The following is a 2903-nucleotide window of genomic DNA, read 5'->3' as shown; positions in this document are numbered from 1 at the left end:
AGTACTGGATACGGTATCGCCTCAAATCAACCGGCGAGGAATTTGTGACAGGGACGGATAGAGGCCAGTTCTCATCCCATGAGATTAAGGCTGTAGAAGACAAAAGCCTTTTGACGGATGAGAAGTTGAACGGCCTAAAAGATCAATTCGATGGAACGATTGAGGGAAGCAAATAATGGACATTACCAAAACCTATCGCTTTGTCCCGGTATCGCAGAAGCCAGAAGAAAAAATTATGCGGGTTATTGGCTTTCATAAAGATAGAGGGATTTGCTTAACGTCCTTTTATGAAGGAAGTTTTAGAGCTCCAATTACTCATTATCTGGTCGAAGATGATTCACCCTTTGACCGCTATGCCGAGGCTGCGACCAGTGAAACCATTGATTTTCTGGAAGGCCAATTAGAAAGCATTCAAAACCAGACCATTCAACTCCGTGACCTGTTCGCCATTGCCGCACTCGTCGGAGAGTTTGCCGCTAACCGTGGTACGACCATCGAACAGGCCGTGAACTTTTCCTACACCATCGCTGATCGGATGCTAAAGGCAAGGGAGGCTGGCGATGAAAGTTAAGTGCTATTCGACGACTGATGATTTGGTAAATGACATTACTATTGATGGCGAGGGAAGAAGCTCCAATATTCTCAAAGTAGAATTTAAGCAGGTGCCGTTTGTTGATAAAGCATTCATCAATCGAATCCTCGATGCTTTGATGGAAGAAGTTCGGGAACAATACAAAGCATGGAATCAAGATCAGCACTTTGGCCGTAACCCGACGTACTTTGACCGTAAGAAGGCCGAGCGCACCGCCATCAAAATTATTGAAGAGATGAAGCGAGGCTCCAATGGCTTATGAACTCCGCTGGTATCAGTCGGAGGCCATTGATGCGATCTATCAATACTTCAGCGCCTCCGATGGTAACCCGTTGGTCTGTGTCAGTACTGGTGGTGGCAAGTCGGTCATCATTGCTGATTTTATCCACGGTGTACTAAAGCACTGGTCAGACCAACGGTTCCTGATTCTCTCTCATGTAAAAGAGATAATTGAACAGAACCATGAAAAGATCGTTACTCTCTGGCCAGAGGCTCCGACGGGTATCTACTCGGCCTCAATGAAGTCGAGGGATACGGACGCACAGGTATTGTTTGCCAGTATTCAGAGTGTTCATAAAAGGGCGAAGGAGTTGGGCTTTTTTGATCTGTTATTGATTGATGAATGCCACTTGTTATCGTCCGAAAGCTCTGAATCCATGTATGTTCGGCTCATTAATGCTCTTAGGTACATAAACCCTGCCCTAAAAATAGTCGGATTTACCGCTACCCCTTACCGAATGAAACAGGGCTTGCTGACGGAGGGAAAGAACCCGCTCTTTAATGAGATTGTCTACGAGACAGACATTCAACTACTAATCGACGATGGTTTTCTATCGCCGCTCCGTTCCAAGGCCGGTAAGGAGAAGATCGACCTTAATGGCGTGAGAACACGGCAGGGTGATTTTCTCACAAGCGATATGGAGGATGCCGTAAAGAAAAATGATGTGACGGAAAAAGCGGTCACTGAAATCATCGAGTACGGTGAGGACAGAAAAGCATGGCTGATCTTCTGTGTCAGTATCGCCCATGCCGAATGGGTCAGAGACTTGTTAGTTGATGAGGGTATAGTCGCTGAGTGTATCACTGGCGGCACTCCGAAGGATGAGAGGGCTCAGATACTAGCCGACTATAAAGCCGGTAAGATCAAAGCACTCACAAGCCAAGGCGTACTGACTACAGGCTTTGATGCCCCACTCACTGACATGATCGCCTTGCTCCGGGCAACGAAGTCACCCGGGTTGTATGTCCAGATATTAGGCCGAGGCCTCCGTATTAGCCCGGAGACAGGCAAGACTGATTGCTTGGTACTCGATTACGGTGGCAACGTCGAGAGGCATGGACCGCTAGACCGGATCAGCGTTGACCATATCAAATCCGGTAAGGGAACCGGTGAAGCGCCGATCAAGGAATGCCCTGAATGCTTTGAACTTATTCTCGCAGGCCTCCGGGTATGCCCTGCCTGCAACTATGAATTTCCAGAGCGGGAAAAGCACGAATCAGAGGCTTCGAGTGCCGCCTTGCTCGCCTCCCAGGTTGAGCCTGAATGGCTCGATGTTGATGAGATTATCTATCACCGCCATGAAAAGAACGGCAAGCCGCCCTCTGTCCAAGTCAGTTATCGGTGCGGATTTTCAACCGTCCGTGAGTGGGTCTGCTTTGAGCATGGCGGGTATGCACGACAAAAAGCTGTCTTGTGGTGGGTAAAACGCTTCGGCCACGAGCCGCCACCGGAGTTCACCGATGATGCCATCGACCGGCTAATCAACGTCCGGGATATGCGTGAGCCCTGCCGGATAGAAGTGATACAGGACGGTCGTTGGCAGCGGGTCAGGGCTTATGACTTTACCACCAAGGAAGGGACTCCAAGCGAATGGAACGACAACCCGGCTGGTAGACCGAGACAGAATGACGCCTTTGAGGCTGGCCACTTTGATGTGTTTGATACGGATATTGATTTTTAGGAGATGGGGATATGGATATTGTTCAAAAGTGCGAGAAAGATCAAACCATGATCCACTGTTTTGAGTTTAAAGAGGAAATAGTATTGAGGTTTGAGAAAGCTATTGAAAAGAAAAAGCTTAACGGCTCAACTCAAGTCGAAAAGCTAATTCTTGAATGGCTCAGAAAAGAGGGAATGTAGAGGATCTCTCTTGTAGAAGTTCAGACCTGACCTGACAGTACCGAGGGAATGTAATTTAAATTGTGTAAACGCTTGTCGTTAATACTCCAAAATGGAGAATAACAATGAGCGTTGAAATCAACGAAAAACTGGTAGATCAAATAGCCAGTCAGATTAAAACTCAGGATGATC

Annotated in this window: 4 protein-coding genes; all 4 read left to right on the top strand. The window is 47.6% G+C overall.

The window, feature by feature from the left end:
• Window positions 1–175: 175 nt before the first annotated feature.
• The 4 genes from AK963_RS27485 to AK963_RS33800 are packed head-to-tail and all read left to right on the top strand — an operon-like array spanning window position 176 to window position 2732.
• Window positions 176–571 carry a hypothetical protein gene (locus tag AK963_RS27485; protein ID WP_066018509.1) on the top strand — a complete coding sequence of 132 codons (396 nt, stop codon included), beginning with the start codon at window positions 176–178 and terminating at the stop codon, window positions 569–571.
• The gene (locus AK963_RS27480; RefSeq protein WP_066018508.1) at window positions 561–854 is read left to right on the top strand and encodes a hypothetical protein; all 294 of its coding nucleotides are present in this window, start codon (window positions 561–563) and stop codon (window positions 852–854) included. The genes AK963_RS27485 and AK963_RS27480 overlap by 11 nt, the downstream gene beginning before the upstream one ends.
• Window positions 844–2553 (top strand): DEAD/DEAH box helicase, encoded by a 1710-nt coding sequence (locus AK963_RS27475; RefSeq protein ID WP_066018507.1) that lies wholly within the window; start codon window positions 844–846, stop codon window positions 2551–2553. Before AK963_RS27480 ends, AK963_RS27475 begins: the two co-directional genes overlap by 11 nt.
• Before the next feature lie 11 nt (window positions 2554–2564).
• Window positions 2565–2732 (top strand): hypothetical protein, encoded by a 168-nt coding sequence (locus AK963_RS33800; protein WP_175404691.1) that lies wholly within the window; start codon window positions 2565–2567, stop codon window positions 2730–2732.
• Window positions 2733–2903: the final 171 nt, after the last annotated feature.

The sequence above is a fragment of the Endozoicomonas atrinae genome, assembly GCF_001647025.1.
Taxonomy (GTDB): domain Bacteria; phylum Pseudomonadota; class Gammaproteobacteria; order Pseudomonadales; family Endozoicomonadaceae; genus Endozoicomonas; species Endozoicomonas atrinae.
The sequence above is the reverse complement of the archived record's forward strand: the minus strand, read 5'-3'. Positions and strand labels throughout refer to the sequence as shown.

Bases quoted from the DNA above. Each gene is read 5' to 3' on its own strand.
- AK963_RS27475 (WP_066018507.1), top strand. From the start codon at position 844: ATGGCTTATGAACTCCGCTGGTATCAGTCGGAGGCCATTGATGCGATC.
- AK963_RS27480 (WP_066018508.1), top strand. From the start codon at position 561: ATGAAAGTTAAGTGCTATTCGACGACTGATGATTTGGTAAATGACATT.
- AK963_RS33800 (WP_175404691.1), top strand. From the start codon at position 2,565: ATGGATATTGTTCAAAAGTGCGAGAAAGATCAAACCATGATCCACTGT.
- AK963_RS27485 (WP_066018509.1), top strand. From the start codon at position 176: ATGGACATTACCAAAACCTATCGCTTTGTCCCGGTATCGCAGAAGCCA.